Raw genomic sequence first — 22,818 nt, forward strand, 5'->3', positions numbered from 1 at the left:
GAAAGAAAACAACAATGCTTTAGGTGAGCTGACTTTAGGCCAGCAGCAGCGCAACGCCGCCGCCCGGCTGGCGTTCCAGTCGGCCCGCCAAGTCCAGTTCCAACAGGACGGTCTGGATGACAGCAGGGGAGAATTGACACCGCCGGACCAGTTCGTCAACCGTGACAGGAGCCGGGCCTAGCAGTTGCAGCAATGTTTTTCGCGCCGCGGCAAGCGTCACATCGTCCGGATCGACTGGCGGCGGGCCATCGAAATTCGGCGTTGGCGGCTCGCCCACGCGATGGGCGAAGGGGCTTAGAATCGCCAGGATATCTGCCGCATCCTCGACCAGGGCGGCCCCATCCTTCAGCAGCGAATTGCCACCCTTGCAGCGCGGGTCGAGCGGGCTGCCGGGGATCGCCATAACCTCGCGCCCCTGTTCGGCCGCAAATTTCGCCGTGATCAAGGATCCGCTCCCCAGAGCTGCCTCCACGATCACGGTACCGAGGCTCATGCCCGAGATAATGCGGTTGCGCCGAGGGAAGTGGCGGGCCTGGGGCTGGGTTCCCGGCGGCATCTCGGCGATCAGCAGACCATCGGTGCCGATGGCGCGTTGCAGATCACCATGCTCCGGCGGATAGATCGTGTCGATACCGCCCGCGATCACCGCCGCTGTCATGCCGTTCACCGGCAGCGCGCCGATATGGGCGGCCTGATCGATCCCGCGGGCGAGGCCTGACGCGACCACCATGCCTGCCTCTGCCAGATCCTTCGCCAGCTTCTCGGCCAGTTTGCGCGCATTGAGGGATGCGTTGCGGGCGCCGACCAACGCCACCATCGGCATATCTGCTTTCGCTGGATCGCCTGCGATGGAGAGAAAAGGCGGCGCGTCTTCCAGTTTTGCCAGTAGCGCCGGGTACCCCGGTTCGCACCAGCCAACGAGGCCCGCACCGGTCGCACCGACAGCCGCGATCTCTTTTTCCGCAGTCGCAACAGACGCCAGAATAAGAGGCTTGGCCCGACCGCCGCGCTTTGCAAGATCTGGCACGGCCTTCAGGGCCGCTTCGGCAGAACCGAACCGAGCCAGCAACTGATGAAAGGTGATCGGGCCGATACTGTCGGTACGGATCAGGCGCAGCGCGGCCAGCCGCTCGGTGGTGGAGAGTTTCTTGCGAGACATACGCAACCTTTGAGGGTGCTTATGCCGCGCGTCAAGTATTGTTATGGGTGATGATTGATGGCGATTGGTCGCCGGATCTCTTTGGCGACTATAGGTCCGTTGAGATAAGTAAATCCGGTGTCGCGCGCCGCCTTGGCGACTTCCTTGCGGCGAATGCCGTAAAGAAATGAATGAACGCCCGCCGCGCGCGCCGCCGCCGCCATTGGCAGGATCTGCTGGGTGAACAGCGTTGGCGTCACTTCTCCCAGATCCGGTTCCTCCAGGTCGAGGCCGACCGCTGAAATTTTCATGCGGGCCGCGCGTTCGAACTCGTGGAAGTCGGGCGGCACCTGCAAGGTCACGGACCGGCAGAAGGGCTGTACCTCCTGCGCCAGCTCGAACATGCGGGCGCGGGGGGCATGGTGCGGCTGACCATTCAGGCCGACGATGATGAAGCGGCGCAGCTCGACCGGCATGAAGCGCAGCAGATCGATAATCTGGCCCGACGAATGGGCAATCAGCGTCTGCAGGTGCAGATTCACATGCATGACGCCGGGGGTTCGTCCGTCCTTGACGATTTCGCGCAGATGCTGAAAGGCACGGGTCATGACGGCACGATCCAGCTCGAACGTGACCGAAGCATCGTTCTTGGGATAGGCATGGGCGCCGGTCAGAAGCCGATTGAGGCTGTCGAGGCGCTGGGTGCGGGCTTCGGCGAGGCCGATGATGCCACGCGCCACCAGGAAGGTCGGGCGATAACTGACACCGACTTCACCAACGCGGCGCTGCAGCTCAATATCGTTCGGCGCCAGTTGTTCGGGCGCAACGTCCTCGGCCTGATTGAACTTGTCGTCCAGCGCCTTGAGCTGCGCCATCCCCATGTCGGAGATCTCATCCCCTGACACCGGACTCATATCATCGAAGCCGGTAACGAAGGCTTTGACCCAGTTCCGGCTCTCCGGACCCAACTCGCCCAGCAACCGCTCGCGCAGTTCGCGGGCGATGGCGGCGGCCTTCATCCGTGCCTGTTCTTCGGTCAGTTCGGCGAACAACACCACGAAGCTGTCATCATCATAGGGGGCGAGGATGTCGCTGGGGGCGAGGCGGTGGCTGATTACCTGTTCGGCAACGAGACGCGCGCGCTCCGCCATCGCTTCCCACTTGTCGCCCGCATGCCGCTTCAGCTCATCAAGGTTCAGCAGTTGCAGCTTACCCGCCGCACCATGGCCGGGGGCGGTGGAGACAATCTCCTGCAGGCGGGCGGCGAAATGGGTCTGTTCGATGGCCAGCGCGCTGGCGCTGGGCTCAAACTTAGGATGCTGGGGTGTCGGCTCCGGCTCGCTCACGGCCAGTTCGGGTGAGGGCGGGGAGGTGGGTGCGCGGCCGGTCAGGGCAGCCAGCAGATCCCGCGATACTTCTGCCGGTTCTTCGCGTGGCGGCGGCGGGGGAGCGGCCGCTGCGGCGGCTTCGGCCCGCGCCTTCTCCGAGACGTCTTCAAACAGCGATTCGGTCAGCCTGCGGAACAGTCCGCCGCGCTTGGGCGTCTCAGCCATGGATCATCCGGGAGTATCTGACGTTAACCATTGAAATTGAAGCGTAACATCAGTCCGCTAGGCGTCCTATGGCTATTTGTTCGACAGATGTTTCGTCGGCTCTGTATTACTTCTTTTTACCGATCTTGGGTTCGGTGCCGCTCAGAAGACGGCGAATATTTTCATGGTGCCGGATATAGACCAGTGCCGCGATCAGGATCCCGACAACTCCATATCGTACATCCAGCAGAACCCAGGCTGCGATAGGCGAAACCGCGATGGCAACCAGGGCGGAGAGGGAAGAGATGCGGGTGACGAGCGCCGTCAGGATCCAGGTTGCAATGGCGATCAGACCCACCGGCCAGGCCAATGCCAGCCAGACACCCAGGGTCGTTGCGACACCTTTCCCGCCGTTGAACTTCAGCCAGACGGGGAATAGATGGCCTAGAACAGCCCCCAGGCCTGCAGCCAGGGCGGCATCGGCACCGTAGAGCCAGCCTGCCAGCAGCACGGCGACGGCGCCCTTGCCACCATCGAGGAGCAGCGTGGCGGCGGCCAGGGGCTTGTTGCCGGTGCGCAGCACGTTGGTGGCGCCGATATTGCCCGACCCGATGGCGCGGATATCGCCCAGACCGGCGGCCTTGGTCAGCAGCAGGCCGAATGGAATTGACCCGACGAGATAACCGCCCACCAGGGCGACCAGGGTATAGAGCGTCAGACCCATGATCTTCTCCTTAAGCCGCGCGCTCGAAGACGACCCGGCCACCGACCAGGGTCAGCTTGACCTCGCCCTGCACGGGAATGCCGTCGAAGGGGCTGTTTTTGCACAGCGACGTCAGTTGCTTGGGATCCATCCGCCAGGGCTTGCCGATATCCAGCAGGATCAGATCGGCTGTGGCGCCGACAGCTAGCCCCTTGGACGGCTTGCGCAGAAGCTCGGCCGGGCGGGTGGAAAGACGGCGGAACAGATCCACAAGGCCCAGGTGCCCGTTATGCACCAGCGACAGGGCGAGCGGCAGCATGGTTTCCAGCCCCACGGCACCATAGGAGGCTTGCACGAATGGCAGACGCTTAGCGTCGGGATCTTCGGCCGCATGGTCGGAGGCAATTGCGTCGATGGTACCGTCCGCCAGCCCTTCGACGACCGCTTTGCGATCCAGTTCGAACCGCAGGGGCGGGGAGAGTTTGGAGAAGGTGCGATAATCGCCGATGGCGCTTTCGTTGAGGCTGAAGTAGGGCGGGGCAGTGTCGCAGGTGACCTTGACGCCGCGCTTCTTGGCCGCCCGGATCGCCTCAATGGCTCCAGCGGTGGAAATCGGGCCGATATGCAGGCGACCGCCCGTCAGCTCTGCCAGATGGATATCGCGTTCTACCCGCATACGTTCAGCAATCGCGGGACCGGCAGGCAGGCCCAGACGGGTGGCAAGATCGCCCTCGGTCGCCACTGCACTGGCAGTGAGGCTCGGTTCCTCGGGATGGGTCAGGACCATCTGATTGAAGGTCTTGGCATAGGCGAGGGCGCGACGGGTCACCAGGGCGTCGCTGGAGCGGCGCGGCCCATCGGACACACCCACGGCGCCAGCGGCGGTCAGCAACCCGATCTCGGTAAGCTGCTTGCCCTCGCGACCTTTGGTCAGCGCCCCATAGACCAGGACATTCGCAAGACCGGCAATCTCGCCCTTGCGATGGACAAAGTCGACCAATGACGGATCTTCGATCCCCGGCTCGGTCGTCGGCAGTAGGGCTACAGTCGTGACCCCGCCCGCAACGGCCACCTTGCTCATCGCGGCAATGGTTTCCTTATGCTCCTCGCCGGGTTCGCGGGCATGGACACGCATATCGACGAGGCCGGGCGCCAACACCTTGCCTGCAGCATCGACGACGCGGGCGCCATCGGGGGCCTCCAGGCGGTCTCCGACCTCGGTAACTACGCCAGCCAGGACCAGAAGATCGCCCAGGGTGTCACTGCCTGCGACGGGGTCGATGCGGCGGGCATTGCGGAACAGAATGGGCTGCGTGCTCATGCCGAGGCTCCTTCGGCCAGCGCTTCCAGGCAGGCCATGCGGACGGCGACGCCCATCTCCACCTGCTCCTGGATCAGCGAGCGATCAATATCGTCGGCGATCGCGCTGTCGATCTCGACCCCGCGGTTCATCGGGCCGGGGTGCATGACCAGAGCGTCGGGCTTGGCCAGCGCCAGCTTTTCCTGATCGAGGCCATAGAAGTGGAAATATTCCCGCACCGACGGGATCAATGCGCCCTGCATGCGTTCGAGCTGAAGGCGCAGCATCATGACGATGTCCACACCCTTCAGGCCCTCGCGCATATCATGGAACACCTCGACCCCATGATGTTCGATCTCGGACGGGATCAGGGTCGGCGGGCCGATCAGGCGCACGCGGGCGCCCATGCGGTTCAGCAGATGAATGTTGGAGCGCGCGACGCGGCTATGGGCGACGTCGCCGCAGATCGCGACCTCCAGCCCTTCCAGACGACCCTTGCGGCGGCGCATGGTCAGCGCATCGAGCAGCGCCTGAGTCGGATGTTCGTGGGTGCCGTCACCGGCATTGATGACGGCGCAATTGAGCTTTTCGGCCAGCAGGTGCGGTGCGCCGGACGCGCCGTGGCGCACGACCAGGATATCGATGTTCATCGCGCGCAGTGTCTGGGCGGTATCGATCAGCGTTTCGCCCTTCTTCACCGACGATGTCGCGACCGACATATTGATGACGTCGGCGCCCAGGCGCTTGCCCGCCAGTTCGAAACTGGTGCGGGTGCGGGTGCTGTCTTCGAAGAACAGATTGATGACCGTGCGACCCTTGAGAGCGCTGCTCTTCTTGTCGGGGCTGCGGCCCATCTGGGCGAAATGTTCGGCACGGTCGAGAAGCGACTGGATGACGTCGGACGAGACGCCTTCGATGCCGAGGAGGTGGCGATGCGCGATGCTCATGATGGCGGCGATCCTAGTGCAAACCGGCAGCGGAAGGGAACAGTCAAACAAGGTCTCGTCATCCCAGGGCTTGCCCCTGGGATCTCCCGTGGCCGTGCCGCGTAAAACCATCGCTTCCTAGGTTTTGACGCGGTTCGTCTACACAAGATCCCAGGGGCAAGCCCTGGGATGACGAGATAGCTTCTTGCCAAAAGAAAACCCCGCCAACCTTGCGGTGGGCGGGGTGATCTTTAACCGAATACGTTGGCCTACCGCGCGTTGCGCTACGTGAGGCCGCATCGATAAAGCCTTAGGCTTCGGTCGATTCTTCGGTTTCGGCTTCGACTTCAGCTTCTTCTTCAGCAGCTTCAGCCTTCGGCGCGTTCTTGGCCAGCAGTGCCTTGGCTTCGTCCAGGGTCTGGGCGATGCCGAGGGTCACGATAACCGAGACTTCCGGATGCAGGGAGACGCGCACCTGATGTACACCGGTGGTCTTGATCGGCTTTTCGATGATCACAGCCTGACGCTTCACGGTTTCATAACCGGCAGCGACAGCGGCTTCCGCCACGTCACGACCCGTCACCGAACCATAAAGCTGGCCGCTTTCGCCTGCCGAGCGAACCAGGGTCAGCTTCAGACCTTCGAGCTTGCTTGCATCCACGCCAGCCGCTTCGCGACGAGCCTGGTTGTCAGCAAGGATCTTGGCCTTCTGGGCTTCGAACTGCTTCATGTTTTCCTTCGTGGCGCGCAGAGCTTTTTTCTGCGGCAGAAGGAAGTTGCGGGCATAACCCGGGCGAACGGTAACAACGTCGCCGATTTGGCCAAGGCGCTCGACGCGCTCCAGCAAGATAACTTCCGTCATTTCATCACTCCTCGTCGGCCTTGGCGCGGCTCGCGATCATTCGCTTCCGCAGCCCGGCCCATTGTTCGACCAACCCCAACACCGCAACCAACAACCAGACAAAACCGAAGATGAAGACGAGGCCGTAAAAGGCGATCCGTCCCATCCAGCCGATGTTCCCGCGCCAGAAAGCGGTATGAACAACCGCCAACCCCGCAAGCACATACCCGACCCCTTGCACCACCAGAAGGTTCGTCGCGATGATCGCGATGTCCTCTGGCACCACGTAGCTTGCCGCCAGCAGGATCGCCGAAACGATCGGGAACCAGCGAGGCAGATCAACCCGCGCAATCCAGAGACGGGACAGAGCAGGCATCTTGCTTCGGGCTGCCAGTCCTGCAGCCAAGGCCCCGGCGACAAGAAGCCAACCGGAAACCATCAGCGCAAGAAGGCCACCAAGGCGCGTAATCAGTCCGTAGATAAACTTGACGCTATCGGCAAAGTTGGGATCGGCAGTGACCTGCGCATCCATCATGGATGCGATGTTCTTCTGCCACTCGGCTTCATCTGGAGCGCTGCTCCAGATCAGGAAAAAATGCACGGCGGCGGTTCCAACAAGAACCAGCATCATGCGGCTTTCCCGGCCTTCTTCCCGACTAAGCGCCGCGATGGTCAACGCCAGAATAGGCGCGAACAGCGTCAGGCTCAGACTGATGGCCATCATCCAGCTCAGCAGCAAGGTCGAAGCGATAAACGCAACGCCCACAGCTGCAAAGCCGGCTTTCAGCCCCCGCTCGAACCCGGCCAGAAACAGTGGCACGGGGATAAGCAGGTACAGGATCATGCCGCCAAGACTGCCCAGGGAAAGGGCGTACGCCATCATGGCGGCGGCGGCTCCCAGTGCAGCTCCGATTACGATATCACGGCCTTGGCCGCTTTTAACCGGATCGCCCATAGGAGCCCTGTCGTTTAGTCAGTTGGTCGCGATGCGGCGATTACCGGACCACGTAGGGCAGCAGGCCCAGGAAGCGGGCGCGCTTGATGGCCTGGGCCAGCTCGCGCTGCTTCTTCGTGGAAACGGCGGTGATGCGGCTCGGGACAATCTTGCCGCGCTCGGACAGGAAGCGCGACAGCAGCTTCACGTCCTTATAGTCGATCTTCGGCGCGTTCGGGCCCGAGAAGGGGCACGACTTGCGACGACGGAAGAACGGACGGCGACCACCAGCGTTCTGCATAATTAGACCTCCTCGCCCTGATCACGGTCATCATAGTCACGGCGCGGGCGACGCTCGCCACGATCGCCACCACGACCGTCACGATCGCCGCCACGGGGGCCGCGATCATCACGTTCGCCACGCGAGCTGAGGACGGCCGAGGGGCCTTCTTCCAGCTCATCGACCTTCACGGTCATGACGCGGATGATGTCTTCGTTGATCTTCATGACGCGCTCCATCTCGAGCACGGCGGCCGAGGGGGAGTCGAGGTTGAAGAGAACGTAGTGACCCTTGCGGTTCTTGCGGATCCGGTAGGTCAGGTTACGCAGACCCCAATATTCGGTCTTCTTCACCTGGCCACCGTTTTCGGTGATGATGCCGGTGAAGGTTTCGGCCAGGGCCTCGGCCTGCGCGCTGGAAATGTCCTGGCGCGCAATAAAGATGCTCTCGTACAAAGGCATGACGTTAGTCACTCCCTATGGCTGATATGGCCAAGGAGACGATTCTCCAGGGCCAAAGCCGACGGCGATGCCGACGGCAAGGAGTACAAACGGCCTCGCGGCCGCCGTTCCGACACGACAAAAACGGCGGAATTGCTTGATTCCGCGCGTCCACCCCGTGTTGGAAGCGGGGAATATACAAAGAAATCCTCAAAAGGCAAGCAATCCTCTGGCTCGCCAGCATTGAATGGGCGGTATAGAGTTCATGCCATGCCTGCCCAGAAGATGCCCCATGACGTCCAGATGCCGCAGCAGCTCTTGCCTCGCGGCGGACGGCTCGATTCAAGCGGTATCCGGCGCCTGGCATCGCCGCTTGACCGATTCTATCGCTATTGGTTGGCGCTGCCCCAGGCTGTGGATGGCGTCCCGTCGAGGCGGGCTTTCAGGCCAGAAGCCGTACGTGACCTATTGCCGGGCGTCTTGCTGCTAGATGTTGAGGGCCAAGGCGGGCAGTCTCGGTATCGCTATCGCCTGATCGGCACGAGTCACCGGTCCCATATGGCGAGCGATTTTACGGGCCGCTTCGTCGATGAAGTGCAGCCGCCGGAGCGATATGCTGTCGGGGCGTCGAATTTCTCTGCCATTCTTGCCGCGCGTACCCCTGGGTGGTGGCGAAGCCATAATGTTTTCAGGGCTGAGACCCAGTCGCCCTATCACCGCTACGAACGGCTGCTGGCGCCATTCTGCGAGCCAGATGGGCGGGTCACGCTGTTGGCCGGAGTTTGGCACTGGACCGAAGGCTCGGAAGAAACGGAATGGTCGAATGTCCAGCTTTGACGACCGATCTGCTCCGCCCAAGGCATTGCGTCAGATCCTGTTGCCGCGCGAGGGTGGGGTGGCCGGGTCACCGGTCTTGAAGCTCAGCCCGCCGCTGGAGCGCCTGCTGCTTTTCTGGCAGGAGCTTGCCCAGAAGGGGCCTCCTCGTCGCAAAGACCTGAAGCCCGAACTTTTGGCTGATATTCTGCCGAACATCCTGCTGGTCGATGCGTTGCCCGATCTGGGGTTCAGAAGTGGCTTTCGTTTCCGGTATCGGCTGGTCGGCACAGCCCACCGTGAGCATAACTCCTTCGATCTCACCGGTAAGTATGTCGACGAGATCCAGCCCGGCGACCGTTTCGTGCTTGCTGAAGATGCCTGGAGTGAGATTTTCGAGGTTGGTGCGCCCGGCTATTGGCGGCAGTACCATCTCACGGGGCTGCTGACCCGGACGCCCTATCATTTCTACGAGCGCATCTTTGCCCCATTTTATGGGGACGATGGTCAGCCGCAGATGCTGGCTGGTGTTTGGCATTGGGTTTACCGCAGTGATACTGGTGCGATCAGTCAGGCGTCGGAACTCGTTCCCGGGGCGGAAAAACGCTTCCAGATGCCTAAATAAGGCATCAGTTCTTGACAGAATCGCGAGCCCTAGTATGACTGCGGCAAGTTTACCGCAATGGGGTGTGGGATGAGCCGCGCATTCGTATTTCCAGGTCAGGGTAGCCAGACGGTCGGCATGGGCCGCGCTCTGGCCGATGCTTTCGTGTCCGCACGCGAGGTATTCCAGGAAGTCGACGATGCGCTGAACCAGAAGCTCAGCACCATTATGTGGGAAGGCCCCGAGGCCGATCTCACCCTGACCGAGAACGCGCAGCCTGCGTTGATGGCTGTCAGCGTTGCTGTCGTGCGTACCCTTGAAAAGGAAAGCGGCAAGTCGCTCTCCGACCTTGGTCGCTTCGTCGCGGGGCATTCGCTGGGTGAATATTCGGCTTTGGCTTCCGTCCGTGCTTTCTCGCTGGCCGATACTGCACGACTGCTGAAGCTGCGCGGTCAGGCGATGCAGAAGGCCGTTCCAGTGGGCGAGGGCGGTATGTGTGCGCTGCTGGGCGCCGATCTGGCGTTGGCCGAAGAAATTGCCAAGGAGGCGGCTCAGGGTGAAGTCTGTCAGGCCGCCAACGATAATGGCGGCGGTCAGGTCGTCCTGTCGGGCAAGAAGTCGGCAATCGAGCGCGCAATTGCCATCGCGCCGACCAAGGGCGTGAAGCGCGCACTGCCGCTGCCTGTGTCCGCCCCCTTCCATTGCGCCATGATGCAGCCTGCCGCCGACGCCATGGCGGCTGCCCTGGAGAAGACCGCTATTGAGCTGCCGACGCTGCCTGTCGTCGCCAATGTGACCGCACGTCCGGTGAGCGATGTCGAGACGATCCGTCGCCAGTTGGTGGAACAAGTCACCGGCATGGTGCGTTGGCGCGAAAGCGTCGAGCATATGGCCGGTATCGGCGTCGAGCAGTTTGTAGAACTCGGCGCGGGCAAGGTTCTGGCCGGTCTGGTCAAGCGGATCGCCAAGGATGCAACGACCGCGTCGGTCGGCACGCCCGAAGATATTGAAGCCTTCCTGAAGTCCCTTTAATCCAACACCGGAGAGTTTCCCCGTGATGTTCGATCTCAGCGGCAAGACCGCGCTCGTCACCGGCGCCTCGGGCGGTATCGGTCAGTCCATCGCAGCAGCTTTGCACGCGCAGGGTGCGACTGTCGCCTTGACCGGCACCCGTCAGGCTGTGTTGGAAGAAGTGGCCGCCTCGCTGGGCGGTGATCGTGTTCATGTTCTCCCTGCCGATCTCTCCGACGCTGCTGCAGCAGATGGTCTGGTGAAGCAGGCTGAAGAGGCGATGGGCGGTCTTAGCATTCTCATCAATAACGCCGGTCTCACCCGTGACGGCCTGCTGATGCGTATGAAGGATGCCGATTGGGACACGGTTCTCGATGTCAATCTGACGGCGGCCATGCGCCTCTCGCGCGCGGCGCTCAAGGGCATGATGAAGGCCCGTTACGGCCGTATCATCGGCGTGACCTCGGTTGTCGGCGTCACCGGTAATCCGGGCCAGACCAACTATGCCGCTTCCAAGGCGGGCATGATCGGCTTCTCCAAGTCGCTGGCGCAGGAAGTCGCGTCGCGCGGGATTACTGTCAATTGCATCGCACCGGGTTTCATCGAAACCGCGATGACCCATGGGCTTGCCGACGGTCATAAGGAAAAGCTGCTGGGCGCCATTCCGCTGGGTCGCATGGGCACAGCGGAAGAAATCGCGGCGTCTGCGGTTTATCTGGCGTCGACCGAGGCAAGCTACGTCACCGGTCAGACCATTCATGTCAACGGCGGCATGGCAATGATTTGAGGCTTTTCTTAACTACTTGTTGGCTGGTCAAGCCGATCAAGGTGTGTTACGAAACGGCGCCTTTCCTGGTTTTTCGCTAGGTTGGGCGCCTGGGGCCGTCTGGCCCCGAACCGCGCCCTCGCTAGCCGAGGCACCATCCAACCGGCCGGAATTGTCCGGCCCTTTAAGAGCTTTTTTTGAGGAAGCCATCACATGAGCAACGTTGCCGAGCGCGTTAAGAAGATCGTTGTCGAACATCTCGGCGTCGAAGAGGCCAAAGTGACCGAGAACGCCAGCTTCATCGACGACCTGGGCGCCGACAGCCTGGACACCGTCGAGCTGGTCATGGCCTTCGAGGAAGAGTTCGGCGTCGAGATTCCCGACGATGCAGCTGAAAAGATCCTGACCGTTAAGGACGCGATCGACTTCATCGAGAAGAACAGCGGCAACTGAGGCTGATGTCCGGCGGCAGGAAGGCCTGTCGCCGGCCTCATCCCCAAGGGCAGATGTAGAGACGTGACGAATACTCATCCTAACGGCCTAAAGCGCGTCGTCGTGACCGGCATCGGCATGGTCACTCCGCTCGGATTCGGCGCAGAACATGTCTGGCGTCGTTTGATTGCCGGCGAATCGGGCATCAATCAGATCGAAGGCTTCGACGTCTCCGATCTGCCGACCCGTATTGCGGGGCAGATCCCCGTCGGTAAAGAGCCGGGCCAGTTCGATGTGGACACCATCGTGACGCCGAAGGATCGGCGCCGCATGGGTGATTTCATCGTTTACGCCATGGCGGCTGCGACTGAGGCGATTGCCGACAGCAGTTGGAAGCCCGAAACGGATGAAGACCGCGAACGTACCGGTGTGATGATCGGTTCGGGTATCGGTGGTCTTGTCGGCATTACCGAAGGTGCCGTGTTCATGAGCGAACGCGGTCCTGACCGGATGTCGCCTTTCTACATCCCGGCGAATCTGATCAATCTAGCGTCGGGTCATGTCTCGATGCGATACGGCTTCAAGGGCCCGAATCATGCTGTCGTGACGGCATGTTCGACCGGTGCCCATGCTATCGGCGATGCCGCGCGTCTCATAGCGCTGGACGATGCCGACGTCATGGTTGCCGGTGGTGCTGAAGCTGCGGTCAGCCGGATCGGTCTTGCTGGCTTCTGTGCCTGTAAGGCGATGTCTACCAATTTCAACGACGAACCGACTAAGGGTTCGCGCCCCTGGGATAAGGACCGTGATGGCTTCGTCATGGGCGAAGGCGCGGGCGTCGTTGTGCTGGAAAGCTTGGAGCACGCTCAAAAGCGTGGTGCCAAGATTTATGCCGAAGTCATCGGTTATGGCATGTCGGGTGATGCCTATCACATCACCTCACCGGCTCCCGATGGTAATGGCGCTTATCGCTCGATGCAGATGGCCTTGAAGCGTGCGGGCCTGACGCCGGACCAGATCGATTACGTCAATGCTCACGGCACGTCCACGCCGCTGGGTGACGAGATCGAACTGAGCGCGGTGAAGCGTTTGTTCGGCGAAGCTGCCAACAAGCTTTCCATGTCCTCGACCAAATCGGCCACCGGCCATCTGTTGGGGGCCGCGGGAGCCATTGAGGCGATCTTCTCGATCCTTGCTATGCGCGACGGAATCGTGCCGCCCACCCTTAATCTCGATAATCCGTCCGAAGGCTGCGACATCGATCTGGTGCCGCATAAGGCGAAGAAGCGGGAGGTCAATTATGCTCTCTCGAATTCCTTCGGCTTCGGCGGCACCAATGCCTCGCTGATCTTCGGCAAGGTCTAAGGTTAGCCCGCCACCATGGCGCGGTTTTTCCGAATGCTGGCTTGGGCGCTCACCATCGTGGGCGCCCTTGCTGTTTGTGGGGCTTATGTCGCCTGGACGCTGTTTGAAAAGCGTATCGCTGCTCCCGGCCCGTCGAATGCCGCCAAGCTCGTCTTTATTCCCAAGGGAACCGGCAGCGAAGGCATCGCCCAGATGCTGGAGCGGGAGCGTATCGCTTTCGATGCCTTCACCGTATTGGCGGCCCTGCGCCTGAAGCCGGACAGCAGGCCGTTGCGGGCTGGGGAGTATGAGGTTCCTGCCCGTGCTTCGATCCTGGATGTGTTGGAGATCCTGCGGTCGGGCAAGGAATATCCGCGCCGGGTGACCGTGCCGGAGGGCCTCACGAACGCTCAGGTGCTGCTTCTGGTGAAGCAGGCGGAATATCTGGAGCAGGACGCGCTGCCGCAGCTCGACGAAGGTACCCTGCTGCCTGATACCTACAATTACACCCGTGGCGATAAAGCGTCCGAGGTGGTGCGTCGGATGCGGCAGGCTATGGATGGCGCTTTGAGCGATGCTTGGCGTCAGCGGGATACGTCTCTCCCCTTGCCGGATCAGAAAGCGCTCCTGGTGCTTGCGTCCATCGTCGAAAAAGAAACGGGTCAGCCGGATGAGCGCGGGCTGGTTGCGGGTGTGTTCGCCAATCGTCTGAAGAAGAATATGCGCCTGCAGACGGATCCGACGGTGATCTACGGCATCACCAAAGGATCGGGGCCGCTGGATCGTGGGTTGACGCGCCGGGATCTCGATACCGATACGCCCTGGAACACCTATACCCGTGCTGGTTTGCCGCCGACCCCGATCGCGAATCCCGGTCGTGCCTCACTGCTGGCGGCTGCCAAACCCTCTGCGACCGATGCTCTCTATTTCGTCGCCGACGGCACCGGTGGTCATGCTTTCTCAAAAACCCTAGACGAGCATAATCGCAACGTCGCGAAGTGGCGTAGGATAGAGCAGGGGCGATAGGGGCTCGTTCAATTCAATTGAATTGACTCCTTCTCATATGTGGGAAATTATCTCTCATATGAGTGAAACTCTCGATGAACGCCTCGGCGAACGCCTCGCCGATTTAAGAATTGCGCGTGGCTGGTCCTTAGATGAACTGGCCGAGCGCAGTGGCGTCAGCCGTGCAACTTTATCGCGGGTGGAGAGAGGGGAGACCAGCGCCACGGCGGTGATGCTGGGTAAGCTCTGCGCTGCCTTCGGTTGGACCCTGTCGCGGCTTATGATGGCTGTCGAACCCCAGTCTCCTGCGCTTGTTGCTAAGTCCGAGCAGCCGGTATGGACGGATCCCGCCACGGGCTTTGTCCGCCGTGCGATCTCTCCGCCGACCCCTGAGTTGCGAGGCGAGATGATCATGGGGACCCTGCCACCGGGGGCTGTGATCGCCTACGACCGGCCGCCGAGTATTGGGCTGGAACACCATCTCTATCTGCTGGAAGGCATGCTCGACCTCGCCGTTGGGGGCGTTGAATATCGGCTGTCTCCCGGTGATTGCCTGCGGTATCGCCTGACCGGCCCCTCCCGATTCGTCGCATTGGGCGACGTCCCCGCGCGCTACGTGATCGCCATTATCGCTGGATAATCATGACAGTCTTTATCGAAGAAATATCGGCCGAGGCCCTTCCCGGCGTCAGCGGCGAACTTGCGGAGATACTGTTGGGCTGCGTCAAGGATGGCGCCAGCATTGGCTTTGTCGAGCCATTTGAGGTCGAGGACGCCCGAACCTTCTGGGAGAACCATGTTTCTGCTTTGAAATCGGGAGCCAAGCGTCTGTTTATTGCGCGCAAGAACGGTAAGATAGTCGGCACGGCGCAATTGGTGATCGGCCAGCCTGCCAATCAGCAGCACCGCGCTGATGTGTCCAAAGTGCTGGTGGATGTGGGCGCACGCCGGGCCGGGATCGGACGGGCCTTGATGCAGCATCTTGATCTCGTTGCGCGGGTTGCGGGCAAGAGCCTGCTGGTGCTCGATACCCGTACCGGCGATCCCTCCGAAGCGCTTTACCTGGGGCAGGGGTTCACGGCCTTCGGCATCGTGCCCGGCTATGCTGCCCATGCCCAGACTGGCATGCTGGAAGACTGCACGTTTTTTTATAAGACGCTCGGTTAAGCCTGGGCATCACCCCTTTGCAGGCAGCTTCCGCGTCAGCCAATCCACCAGCCCGTCCGGAAGCGTGCTCAGCAGCCAGACCGCCGCCAGCATCGGCAATGGGAACGCGATGCGGCCTTTGTTGCGGATCAACCCACGCGCCATGATGCTTGCCGCCCGTTCGGCATTCATCAGGAAGGGCATTGGGAAGCGATTGACGGCAGTCATCGGGGTCTCGACGAAGCCGGGGCAGATGGTGGAAACGCCGATGCCATGGGGCGCCACGGTGCCACGTAACCCTTCGCCATAGACCTTCACCCAGGCTTTCGAGGCTGAATAGGCAGGGGCGCCCGGCAGGCCGCGAAATCCGGCCAGGGAGGCAACAAGACCGATCTGACCTTTCTTGCGCTCCAGCAGACGCGGCAGCAGCGGGGCGACAGTATTGATGACACCGGCGACATTGACCGCCGTGATATGGCGCAACTGCTCCTCGGTTTCGCCAAACCCACCTGTCCCGGCCGAAACACCGGCATTCGCAACAATCAGGTCGAAGGGCAGGGCGTCATCCCAAGGAAGCAGCGTTTCCCGCATGGCATCGCGGTCGGCAACATCGACGAGAGCCGCGCGGATCGTGGCGCCGCGCAGGCGGCACCGCTCGGCGACCTTTTCAAGCCGCGCGCCATCGCGCCCGGTGAGCGCGAGCGTAATACCTGGTGCCGCCATATATTCTGCAAGTGCAGCGCCGAGCCCGCTAGTCGCGCCGGTGATAAGGATCGAGTGGAAAGGGGCGGCGGTCATGCCGCCGCCCCTTCGTGGTTACGCGACACCATGGGTCTTGAACCAGGCGATCAGCTTCGTCCAGCCATCTTTGGCAGCGGCTTCGCGATAGCTGGGGCGATAGTCCGCGTGGAAGGCGTGCGGGGCATCGGGATAGATCACGAATTCCGACTTGTTGCCGGCAGGTAGCGCCTTTTTCATCTGGTCGAGAGTATCGACTGGAATGCCTGTGTCGGCAGCGCCATAGAGGCCGAGGATCGGTGCTGAGATCTTGGCGGCCACATCGACGGGATATGAAGGTTGCAGTTCAGTCTTGTCGCCGACAACGCGCCCATACCAGGCGCCACCCGCCTTGACCGCCGGATTATGCGCGGCATAAAGCCAGGTGATGCGCCCACCCCAGCAGAAGCCGGTGATGGCGAGCTTGGAGGTATCGACCGAACCTGTTCCCTTGGCGTAGGCGACGGCAGCATCGAGATCGCTCATCACCTGAGCGTCTGGTACAGCGTTGACGATGGGGCGGATCTGCGCCATGTCCGATACGCCCGCGACGTTACCCTGGCGGGCGAATGCCTCGACAGCGATGGCGCAATAGCCGAGTTTGGCGAAGCGGCGGCAGACATCCTTGATATACTCATGAACGCCGAAGATTTCCTGGACGACCAGGACCAGCGGCAGATCTTTCTTGCCCTCTGGCATCGCGCGATAGGCAGGGACGCTGCCGTCCTTGACTGGAATCTGCACTTCACCAGCGACGAGGCCGCTCGTATCGGTCGTAACAACGCTTTGGGCCTGAACCGGTTGGACCGATAAGGCAAAGCCTGTGGCAAGAGTGGTCATCACAAATCCTCGGCGCGTAAGATCGAGTTTTGGTGCTACGAGATCGACGTCGTCCATGAGCTTTCCTTAGCGGTTCCGGCTGCGTTAGATTCGCAACAGACTTAATTACAAAAAGTTAAAGTTCCAGCCTTGGGTGACGGGAAAAGGGTTACTTGACCTATGGGCATCCGCTTGCTAGCTACCTCTTCCAATTGCTGATCCCCTATAATGGTACATGCAAAGGCGTGTCAGAGGCATTGTCGATGAATAAGCATACCGTCTTGAATTCTACCGAAGCGACCGAGATTGGTCAGAAGCTTGCGGACCGCATTGCAGCTCGTGATTTCCGTGTGGGGATTGTCGGCCTTGGCTATGTCGGGCTGCCTCTGGCGCTCGCTTTCGTTCAGGCAGGTTTCCCGGTTCTCGGCTTCGATGTTGATCAGGAAAAGGTCAACTCTCTCAACGCCCGCAAATCCTATATCCGACATATTTCTACGGATGCGATCAACAAGCTGTTCGATGGCGGGAAGTTCGTCCCGACGGCCGATGTTGCGGAGTTGGGCAAGTGCGACGCGGTCGTCATCTGCGTGCCGACCCCGCTGTCGCGCCATCGCGAACCGGACCTCAGCTACATCGAGATGACCGCAGAGGCGATGGTGCCTCATCTGCAGGCCAATCAGCTCGTCGTGCTCGAGTCGACCACTTATCCGGGCACCACGACCGAAGTTCTGGTGCCGATCCTGGAAAAGAGCGGCCTCAAGGCTGGTCTGGATCTGTTCGTCGCCTTCTCGCCCGAGCGTGAAGATCCAGGCAATCCGAACTTTGAAACCCGCACGATTCCCAAGGTGATCGGCGCCGACGATTCGGTTTCGCGCCTGCTGGCGAATACGCTCTATGCCCAGGTGATCGACAAGACCGTTCCGGTCTCCTCGGCCGCTGCTGCCGAAGCGACCAAGCTGACGGAAAACATCTTCCGTGCCGTCAATATCGCTCTCGTGAACGAACTGAAGGTCATCTACGACCGGATGGGCATCGACATCTGGGAAGTGATCGACGCGGCCAAGACCAAGCCTTTTGGCTTCATGCCCTTCTATCCGGGGCCGGGCCTGGGCGGTCACTGCATTCCTATCGACCCCTTCTATCTGACCTGGAAGGCACGCGAATTCGATATCGCAACCAAGTTCATCGAACTGGCAGGTGAGATTAACCGCGACATGCCCTATTACATCGTCCGCCGTGCAGGCGAGCTGATGGATCAGGTCAAGGGTCGGGGCCTCAATGGCGCCAAGGTGCTGGTGATCGGTGCCGCCTATAAGAAGAATGTCGACGACATGCGTGAAAGCCCTGCGCTGCGTCTGATGGAATTGCTGCGTGATCGCCATGCGGCATTCGATTATCACGATCCGTTCGTCGCCGAAATTCCGCCGACCCGTGAGCATGCTACTCTGACGGGCCTCAAGTCGGTTTCCCTGACGGCTGCTTCCATCGCCAAGTATGATGCGGTCCTGATCGCTACCGACCATGACAATGTCGACTATGACCTGATCGTTGCCTCGTGCGATCTTGTTATCGACACGCGCAATGCAACGAAGGATGTCTCGCAGGGCCGCGAGCGCATCTTCAAAGTCTAAGGTTCTGTTCTCGTGAAGAATTTTGCTCTGATCGGCGCTGCCGGTTATATCGCTCCGCGCCATATGAAGGCCGTTCGGGATGTGGGCGGTGCACTCCTCGCCGCCTATGATCCCAATGACAGCGTTGGTGTTATAGATAGTCATTTTCCGGAAGCTGAGTTCTTCACCTCCTTCGAGGAATTCGACCGTTTCATTGATGCTTCGGGCCGGAATGGTACGAAGCTCGACTATCTCGGCATCTGCTCGCCTAACTATCTCCATGATGCGCATATTCGCTACGGGCTTCGTACCGGCGCGGATGTGATCTGCGAGAAGCCGTTGGTCCTCGGCGTTGCCGACGTCGATGCGCTGATGGAGATGGAGAAGGCCACCGGTAAGAAGGTCAACACCATCCTGCAGCTGCGTCTGCATCCGGTGATCCAGGCCTTGCGTGAGAAGATTCAGGCAACGCCCAAGGGCGTTGTGCACGATGTGACGCTGACCTACCTCACCAGCCGCGGGAAGTGGTACTTCACGTCCTGGAAGGGCGAGACGGCGAAGTCGGGCGGTATCGCCAGCAACATCGGCATCCACTTCTTTGACATGCTGAGCTGGGTTTTTGGTGAGGCGACCTCGTCGGTTGTGCATAAGCATGCTGAGGATGCCGCCGCAGGCGTGATGCAGTTCGAGAAAGCCCGGGTGCGCTGGTTCCTGTCGGTCAATGCCGATTATCTGCCGGCAGAAGCGGTCGCCGCAGGCAAGCGCACCTATCGTTCGATCTTGATCGACGGTCAGGAACTTGAGTTCTCCGAAGGCTTCACGGAATTGCATTCCGACAGCTATCGTCAGGTCTTGGCGGGCAAAGGTTATGGCCTTGCGGATGCACGCCCCTCGATCTCGATCGCCGAAGCGATCCGCCACGCGCCTCTTGCTGCGCTTGACGATACCGCCCATACCTTCGCCGCGCGGGTCAAGGCGTGAGCGTCACAGTCCATCCGTCGGCTATCGTCGATGACGGTGCGCGAATCGGTTCCGGTTCGCGCGTCTGGCATTTTGCCCATATCTGTGCAGGTGCCGTGATCGGCGAGAACTGCTCGATGGGGCAGGGCGTCTTCGTCGGCAACAAGGTCACCATCGGCAATGGCGTCAAGATCCAGAACAACGTCTCGGTCTATGACGATGTGACGCTGGAGGACGAGGTCTTCTGCGGCCCGTCCATGGTCTTCACCAACGTTTATAACCCTCGCTCCGGTTTTCCGCGCAAGGATCAGTACCGTCAGACCCTCGTAAAAAAGGGCGCGACGATTGGCGCGAATGCCACCATCGTCTGCGGATCGACTGTCGGTTCCTACGCCTTCATCGGCGCAGGCGCGGTGGTTAATCACGATGTCCGCGATTTCGCTCTTATCGTCGGTGTGCCTGGTCGTCAGGTCGGCTGGATGAGCCGTTACGGCGAGCGCCTGCCGCTGCCTGTTTCCGGTACCGGAGAGGCCGTCTGCCCCCAGACAGGTGATCGCTACGTGCTGAACGGTTCCGAACTGCTGTTGGCTGAAACGGGGAAATAGGCTTGGACCGTTCCGTCGTCATGCTGGTCGACGGACCGATCGGACAGGATCGCCGGGTTCTGTCAGCGATTGATGCTTATCGCGACCTGGGCTATGCGGTTCAAGTCATCGATGTGCTGGATGGGCGCCGGCGCCCATCTCTGCGGGCCTGGGTCATGGCCGCCTGCGCCGTTATTAAAGCACTACCTGGGCTTCCCCGCTTTTTTAGAGCTACCAAGAGGCATCGGGCGTTGGCCTATCGGCCCTGGCGCTTGGGGGTGGCCCTACACCAGACCTGTCTTGAAACCCTAAGCATGGTCGCGCGGGGGCTTGAGTTGCGCCAGACTGTCGCGGGAGCGTCGCTGGTGCACGCCAATGATCTCAAGGCCCTTATCGTGGCCTGGGCGGGTGGCGCCACGAATATCCTGTACGATTCTCACGAGCTTAATCTCTTCATGAATCGGCGCGGTGTGCAGTTGCCCCGTATATTCCTGAATTTCGCCCTGGAATCGGTCTCCTGGAAGCGGGTTCGGAACGTCATAACAATCAGCCCGCCTATCCGCGACTTCCTGCTTGATGCCTATGGCGATAAGCCCCTGGCCGTAGTGGAGAACGACTTCTATCGGTCCGCTGCCGACATCGAAGCTCGTTGCGAAGAATCGGGGGCTGAACCGCTGGAATTCCTGTTCTTCGGCTCCTTTAATACCGGGCGCGGTATAGGCCATCTGGTGCGGTTGCTGCAGCTGGTCCCCGAGGTCCGTGGGCGACTGGTGCTGATGGGTGACGAGGCGCTCAACCGTCAGCGTCTTCACAAGGCTTTCCCGCAGGGGGTACCGAGCAACCTGCTGGTCACATTCGATGTAACCGATACCTCTGGTTATATAGCTAGCCTGCCGCCGGGGCGGCGGTACGGGTGGGTCTGTAATGAGGATATTTGCCTCAGCTATCGCTATTCCCTGCCCAACAAGTTCTTCCAGTCGGTGCGTCTCGGGTTGCCGATGGTGGCCATGGCAGAGACTTATCTAGGGACGCTGGTGACCGATAATCGCCTTGGCAGGATTTTGCGGGCGGATGATCTTGACTCAGCCGATAGCGCCCGAGCGTTTGTTGATGCTTTGGAGGCTGGCTTCGCCCAGGGTAATGCCGCAGCCGAGGCATTCGAGCCCCGGACCACCGGCTATAGAACCGCACTTGATCGGCTATTAAAGCCCTAGGGGGCTAATCCTTGGAAGGCAGGGGTTTGGCTGGAACGCCCGCAACCGTGGTGCCTGCCTCGACCGCCTTCACCACGACAGCGCCCATACCGACTATCGCATCGTCTCCGACCGGGATCTGGTTGCGGATGGCGACCGAGGGTGCGATCCAGGCATTGCGGCCTATCTTCACACTGCCGCCGATCATGCTCTGAGCGATGACAAAAGCACCGTCGCCGATCTTCACATTATGGGAGATATGGCACTGGTTATCGATCTTGACGCCCCGGCCGATGATGGTGTCACCGATGGTGCCGCGGTCGATGCTGGTATTGGACCCAATCTCGACCTCATCACCGATCTGGACGCCTCCGAGATGCGGGAATTTGACTGGCGTCCCATCAGCGTCGCGCTCGTATCCGAAGCCGTCGGCACCGATAACTGTTCCGGCATTCACGACTACATCATTGCCCAGCCTGCAGCCGGGATAGATCGTAACATTGGGGGCGATGACGCAACGGTCTCCCAGCGAACAGCCCGCGCCGATGACGGCGTGTGCACCAACGAAACAGTCGCTGCCGACGGTCACGCTAGGGTCGATGACCGCCGTTGGATGGATGCCCGGCACAACTGCGGGCGTGAAGAAGCGCTGCACCAGCTTGATGAACCAGAAGCGCGGACGTTCGATGATGATCTGGGTGCGATCTTGGGGTGCCGTATTGACGATGCCAGGGCCGGTGACGATCACGCCGCAACGCGTGCGATCAAATAACACCTGCGCCTTGTCGCCGGTCGCGGAGATGAAGGAGAGGGCTTCGATATCTCCTTCACCGATGGTGGCGACGCCATCGACGGCCCGGCTTCTGTCTCCGACGGCTGTTGCGTCGGCGGGCAGGATGGTCAGCAGTTGTTCGACACTGATGGACATTGCAGCTCTAGACGCCTCTTAAACGACGATACGGACCGCGTCGAACACCTCGGCATAGCGGGTGTTGATCTGAGTTCCGCGGAAGATCAACTGGGATCGGATGAATTCCGGCGACAGATAAGCTCGATGGCGCTGGGATTCGTATTTTTCGAGCGCAGCCAGCTTTTTGGCGACATCCTCTTCCTCGACTTTCACGAACATCGAATTGCGGAACTCGATGTTGTTCCACGGCACCTCGTAGGACAGGATCGAGATGTTCTTGAAAGCCCGGATAGCCTCGATGGCTGCCGTCTGATGATCCTGATGTAGATCGTCGGCGCTCGGGATGAGGACCAGGTCAGGACGGATCTCGGGGCGCAACCGGATCAGTTCATCGAGAATATCCTGCCGCTGGTAAGAGAAACGGCGGGTTTCGAAGTCCCGGATGATCAGGTCGTCGGGGGAAATGCCCAACGTCTGCGTGGCGGCCTTCACTTCATTGACCAGCGTATCGCGCGGCAGACCTGCGGGCAGGGGGGTCTTATAGCTCGAGAGCGCAAGGTAGAAGACGCGGCATCCCTGCCGTAGAAGTCGGGAGATGGTCGCACCCGCGGCAATTTCGCCGTCGTCGGTGTGGGGGGCGACAACCAGGACCCGCTCACTTAAGGAAAACACTTTGGAATGCTCCTGAACTCAATCTGAAGCCGTTTATAGCTAAAAAGAAGCTAAGGCTTAGGGCTGTTGTCCGAACGC

26 protein-coding genes are annotated in these 22,818 nt (G+C 60.8%); 13 read left to right on the forward strand and 13 right to left on the reverse strand.

What is annotated here, in order from left to right; genetic code table 11:
• Positions 1-34 precede the first annotated feature (34 nt).
• The 9 genes from dprA to rpsF all read right to left on the reverse strand — a co-directional run bounded on the left by dprA (position 35) and on the right by rpsF (position 8,115).
• A complete protein-coding gene (gene dprA, locus ACFSM5_RS16665; protein WP_379877632.1) occupies positions 35-1,159 on the reverse strand; it encodes a DNA-processing protein DprA in 1,125 nt (374 codons plus the stop codon).
• Positions 1,160-1,200: 41 nt separating this feature from the next.
• The gene (locus ACFSM5_RS16670; protein ID WP_379877634.1) at positions 1,201-2,691 is read right to left on the reverse strand and encodes a hypothetical protein; all 1,491 of its coding nucleotides are present in this window, start codon (positions 2,689-2,691) and stop codon (positions 1,201-1,203) included.
• A gap of 106 nt (positions 2,692-2,797) precedes the next feature.
• The gene (gene plsY, locus ACFSM5_RS16675; protein ID WP_379877635.1) at positions 2,798-3,394 is read right to left on the reverse strand and encodes a glycerol-3-phosphate 1-O-acyltransferase PlsY; all 597 of its coding nucleotides are present in this window, start codon (positions 3,392-3,394) and stop codon (positions 2,798-2,800) included.
• A gap of 10 nt (positions 3,395-3,404) precedes the next feature.
• The gene (locus ACFSM5_RS16680) at positions 3,405-4,694 is read right to left on the reverse strand and encodes a dihydroorotase (protein ID WP_379877636.1); all 1,290 of its coding nucleotides are present in this window, start codon (positions 4,692-4,694) and stop codon (positions 3,405-3,407) included.
• Positions 4,691-5,632 carry an aspartate carbamoyltransferase catalytic subunit gene (locus ACFSM5_RS16685; protein WP_379877732.1) on the reverse strand — a complete coding sequence of 314 codons (942 nt, stop codon included), beginning with the start codon at positions 5,630-5,632 and terminating at the stop codon, positions 4,691-4,693. The genes ACFSM5_RS16680 and ACFSM5_RS16685 overlap by 4 nt, the downstream gene beginning before the upstream one ends.
• 277 nt (positions 5,633-5,909) lie before the next feature.
• Positions 5,910-6,461 carry a 50S ribosomal protein L9 gene (gene rplI / locus ACFSM5_RS16690; protein WP_379877637.1) on the reverse strand — a complete coding sequence of 184 codons (552 nt, stop codon included), beginning with the start codon at positions 6,459-6,461 and terminating at the stop codon, positions 5,910-5,912.
• Positions 6,462-6,465: 4 nt separating this feature from the next.
• Complete coding sequence (locus tag ACFSM5_RS16695; RefSeq protein WP_379877638.1) at positions 6,466-7,395, reverse strand: DUF2232 domain-containing protein; 930 nt, start codon at positions 7,393-7,395, stop codon at positions 6,466-6,468.
• A 40-nt stretch (positions 7,396-7,435) separates the two neighbouring features.
• A complete protein-coding gene (rpsR, locus tag ACFSM5_RS16700) occupies positions 7,436-7,675 on the reverse strand; it encodes a 30S ribosomal protein S18 (RefSeq protein WP_379877639.1) in 240 nt (79 codons plus the stop codon).
• Positions 7,676-7,677: 2 nt separating this feature from the next.
• A complete protein-coding gene (gene rpsF, locus ACFSM5_RS16705) occupies positions 7,678-8,115 on the reverse strand; it encodes a 30S ribosomal protein S6 (RefSeq protein WP_379877640.1) in 438 nt (145 codons plus the stop codon).
• A 249-nt stretch (positions 8,116-8,364) separates the two neighbouring features.
• Here rpsF and ACFSM5_RS16710 point away from each other — a divergent pair, with 249 nt between their 5' ends.
• From ACFSM5_RS16710 to ACFSM5_RS16750, 9 genes are all read left to right on the forward strand, one after another.
• Complete coding sequence (locus ACFSM5_RS16710) at positions 8,365-8,931, forward strand: PAS domain-containing protein (protein WP_379877641.1); 567 nt, start codon at positions 8,365-8,367, stop codon at positions 8,929-8,931.
• Positions 8,918-9,532, forward strand: coding sequence for a PAS domain-containing protein (locus ACFSM5_RS16715; protein ID WP_379877642.1), 615 nt, complete (start codon positions 8,918-8,920; stop codon positions 9,530-9,532). The genes ACFSM5_RS16710 and ACFSM5_RS16715 overlap by 14 nt, the downstream gene beginning before the upstream one ends.
• A 69-nt stretch (positions 9,533-9,601) precedes the next feature.
• Positions 9,602-10,543 carry an ACP S-malonyltransferase gene (fabD, locus tag ACFSM5_RS16720; protein ID WP_379877643.1) on the forward strand — a complete coding sequence of 314 codons (942 nt, stop codon included), beginning with the start codon at positions 9,602-9,604 and terminating at the stop codon, positions 10,541-10,543.
• A gap of 25 nt (positions 10,544-10,568) precedes the next feature.
• Positions 10,569-11,309, forward strand: coding sequence for a 3-oxoacyl-[acyl-carrier-protein] reductase (gene fabG, locus ACFSM5_RS16725; protein WP_379877644.1), 741 nt, complete (start codon positions 10,569-10,571; stop codon positions 11,307-11,309).
• Between the two features lie 192 nt (positions 11,310-11,501).
• Positions 11,502-11,741, forward strand: coding sequence for an acyl carrier protein (locus ACFSM5_RS16730; protein WP_379877645.1), 240 nt, complete (start codon positions 11,502-11,504; stop codon positions 11,739-11,741).
• 63 nt (positions 11,742-11,804) lie between these two features.
• The gene (gene fabF / locus ACFSM5_RS16735; RefSeq protein ID WP_379877646.1) at positions 11,805-13,085 is read left to right on the forward strand and encodes a beta-ketoacyl-ACP synthase II; all 1,281 of its coding nucleotides are present in this window, start codon (positions 11,805-11,807) and stop codon (positions 13,083-13,085) included.
• Between the two features lie 15 nt (positions 13,086-13,100).
• Entirely contained in the window at positions 13,101-14,090 is a 990-nt protein-coding gene (gene mltG / locus ACFSM5_RS16740; RefSeq protein ID WP_379877647.1) for an endolytic transglycosylase MltG, read from the forward strand.
• 58 nt (positions 14,091-14,148) lie between these two features.
• Positions 14,149-14,709 carry a helix-turn-helix domain-containing protein gene (locus tag ACFSM5_RS16745; protein WP_379877648.1) on the forward strand — a complete coding sequence of 187 codons (561 nt, stop codon included), beginning with the start codon at positions 14,149-14,151 and terminating at the stop codon, positions 14,707-14,709.
• A gap of 2 nt (positions 14,710-14,711) precedes the next feature.
• Positions 14,712-15,236: a GNAT family N-acetyltransferase gene (locus ACFSM5_RS16750; RefSeq protein ID WP_379877649.1), complete on the forward strand. Its 525-nt coding sequence runs from the start codon at positions 14,712-14,714 to the stop codon at positions 15,234-15,236.
• 9 nt (positions 15,237-15,245) lie between these two features.
• On the opposite strand, the gene ACFSM5_RS16755 is transcribed toward ACFSM5_RS16750, so the two are convergent.
• The gene (locus ACFSM5_RS16755; protein ID WP_379877650.1) at positions 15,246-16,013 is read right to left on the reverse strand and encodes an SDR family NAD(P)-dependent oxidoreductase; all 768 of its coding nucleotides are present in this window, start codon (positions 16,011-16,013) and stop codon (positions 15,246-15,248) included.
• Positions 16,014-16,031: 18 nt separating this feature from the next.
• Entirely contained in the window at positions 16,032-16,832 is an 801-nt protein-coding gene (locus tag ACFSM5_RS16760) for a dienelactone hydrolase family protein (RefSeq protein WP_379877651.1), read from the reverse strand.
• Between the two features lie 242 nt (positions 16,833-17,074).
• On the opposite strand from ACFSM5_RS16760, the gene ACFSM5_RS16765 reads away from it, so the two are divergent.
• Genes ACFSM5_RS16765 through ACFSM5_RS16780 form a run of 4 tightly spaced genes read left to right on the forward strand, consistent with a single transcriptional unit; the run spans position 17,075 to position 21,179 of the window.
• Positions 17,075-18,442, forward strand: a complete 1,368-nt coding sequence (locus tag ACFSM5_RS16765) for a nucleotide sugar dehydrogenase (protein ID WP_379877652.1) — start codon at positions 17,075-17,077, stop codon at positions 18,440-18,442.
• A 12-nt stretch (positions 18,443-18,454) separates the two neighbouring features.
• Positions 18,455-19,402: a Gfo/Idh/MocA family protein gene (locus ACFSM5_RS16770; protein WP_379877653.1), complete on the forward strand. Its 948-nt coding sequence runs from the start codon at positions 18,455-18,457 to the stop codon at positions 19,400-19,402.
• Positions 19,399-19,986: an N-acetyltransferase gene (locus ACFSM5_RS16775; RefSeq protein WP_379877654.1), complete on the forward strand. Its 588-nt coding sequence runs from the start codon at positions 19,399-19,401 to the stop codon at positions 19,984-19,986. The genes ACFSM5_RS16770 and ACFSM5_RS16775 overlap by 4 nt, the downstream gene beginning before the upstream one ends.
• Before the next feature lie 2 nt (positions 19,987-19,988).
• Positions 19,989-21,179: a glycosyltransferase family protein gene (locus tag ACFSM5_RS16780; protein WP_379877655.1), complete on the forward strand. Its 1,191-nt coding sequence runs from the start codon at positions 19,989-19,991 to the stop codon at positions 21,177-21,179.
• 4 nt (positions 21,180-21,183) lie between these two features.
• Here ACFSM5_RS16780 and ACFSM5_RS16785 read toward each other — a convergent pair whose 3' ends face one another.
• Positions 21,184-22,086 carry a UDP-3-O-(3-hydroxymyristoyl)glucosamine N-acyltransferase gene (locus tag ACFSM5_RS16785; RefSeq protein ID WP_379877656.1) on the reverse strand — a complete coding sequence of 301 codons (903 nt, stop codon included), beginning with the start codon at positions 22,084-22,086 and terminating at the stop codon, positions 21,184-21,186.
• An 18-nt stretch (positions 22,087-22,104) separates the two neighbouring features.
• On the reverse strand, positions 22,105-22,740 hold the full coding sequence (locus ACFSM5_RS16790) for a PIG-L deacetylase family protein (RefSeq protein WP_379877657.1): 636 nt from the start codon (positions 22,738-22,740) through the stop codon (positions 22,105-22,107).
• Positions 22,741-22,818 lie beyond the last annotated feature (78 nt).

The organism is Lacibacterium aquatile, from assembly GCF_042683105.1.
Lineage (GTDB): Bacteria > Pseudomonadota > Alphaproteobacteria > Elsterales > Elsteraceae > Lacibacterium > Lacibacterium aquatile.

Bases quoted from the DNA above. Each gene is read 5' to 3' on its own strand.
- dprA (WP_379877632.1), bottom strand. From the start codon at position 1,159: ATGTCTCGCAAGAAACTCTCCACCACCGAGCGGCTGGCCGCGCTGCGC.
- ACFSM5_RS16670 (WP_379877634.1), bottom strand. From the start codon at position 2,691: ATGGCTGAGACGCCCAAGCGCGGCGGACTGTTCCGCAGGCTGACCGAA.
- plsY (WP_379877635.1), bottom strand. From the start codon at position 3,394: ATGGGTCTGACGCTCTATACCCTGGTCGCCCTGGTGGGCGGTTATCTC.
- ACFSM5_RS16680 (WP_379877636.1), bottom strand. From the start codon at position 4,694: ATGAGCACGCAGCCCATTCTGTTCCGCAATGCCCGCCGCATCGACCCC.
- rplI (WP_379877637.1), bottom strand. From the start codon at position 6,461: ATGACGGAAGTTATCTTGCTGGAGCGCGTCGAGCGCCTTGGCCAAATC.
- ACFSM5_RS16695 (WP_379877638.1), bottom strand. From the start codon at position 7,395: ATGGGCGATCCGGTTAAAAGCGGCCAAGGCCGTGATATCGTAATCGGA.
- rpsR (WP_379877639.1), bottom strand. From the start codon at position 7,675: ATGCAGAACGCTGGTGGTCGCCGTCCGTTCTTCCGTCGTCGCAAGTCG.
- rpsF (WP_379877640.1), bottom strand. From the start codon at position 8,115: ATGCCTTTGTACGAGAGCATCTTTATTGCGCGCCAGGACATTTCCAGC.
- ACFSM5_RS16710 (WP_379877641.1), top strand. From the start codon at position 8,365: ATGCCTGCCCAGAAGATGCCCCATGACGTCCAGATGCCGCAGCAGCTC.
- ACFSM5_RS16715 (WP_379877642.1), top strand. From the start codon at position 8,918: ATGTCCAGCTTTGACGACCGATCTGCTCCGCCCAAGGCATTGCGTCAG.
- fabD (WP_379877643.1), top strand. From the start codon at position 9,602: ATGAGCCGCGCATTCGTATTTCCAGGTCAGGGTAGCCAGACGGTCGGC.
- fabG (WP_379877644.1), top strand. From the start codon at position 10,569: ATGTTCGATCTCAGCGGCAAGACCGCGCTCGTCACCGGCGCCTCGGGC.
- ACFSM5_RS16730 (WP_379877645.1), top strand. From the start codon at position 11,502: ATGAGCAACGTTGCCGAGCGCGTTAAGAAGATCGTTGTCGAACATCTC.
- mltG (WP_379877647.1), top strand. From the start codon at position 13,101: ATGGCGCGGTTTTTCCGAATGCTGGCTTGGGCGCTCACCATCGTGGGC.
- ACFSM5_RS16745 (WP_379877648.1), top strand. From the start codon at position 14,149: ATGAGTGAAACTCTCGATGAACGCCTCGGCGAACGCCTCGCCGATTTA.
- ACFSM5_RS16750 (WP_379877649.1), top strand. From the start codon at position 14,712: ATGACAGTCTTTATCGAAGAAATATCGGCCGAGGCCCTTCCCGGCGTC.
- ACFSM5_RS16755 (WP_379877650.1), bottom strand. From the start codon at position 16,013: ATGACCGCCGCCCCTTTCCACTCGATCCTTATCACCGGCGCGACTAGC.
- ACFSM5_RS16760 (WP_379877651.1), bottom strand. From the start codon at position 16,832: ATGACCACTCTTGCCACAGGCTTTGCCTTATCGGTCCAACCGGTTCAG.
- ACFSM5_RS16765 (WP_379877652.1), top strand. From the start codon at position 17,075: ATGAATAAGCATACCGTCTTGAATTCTACCGAAGCGACCGAGATTGGT.
- ACFSM5_RS16785 (WP_379877656.1), bottom strand. From the start codon at position 22,086: ATGTCCATCAGTGTCGAACAACTGCTGACCATCCTGCCCGCCGACGCA.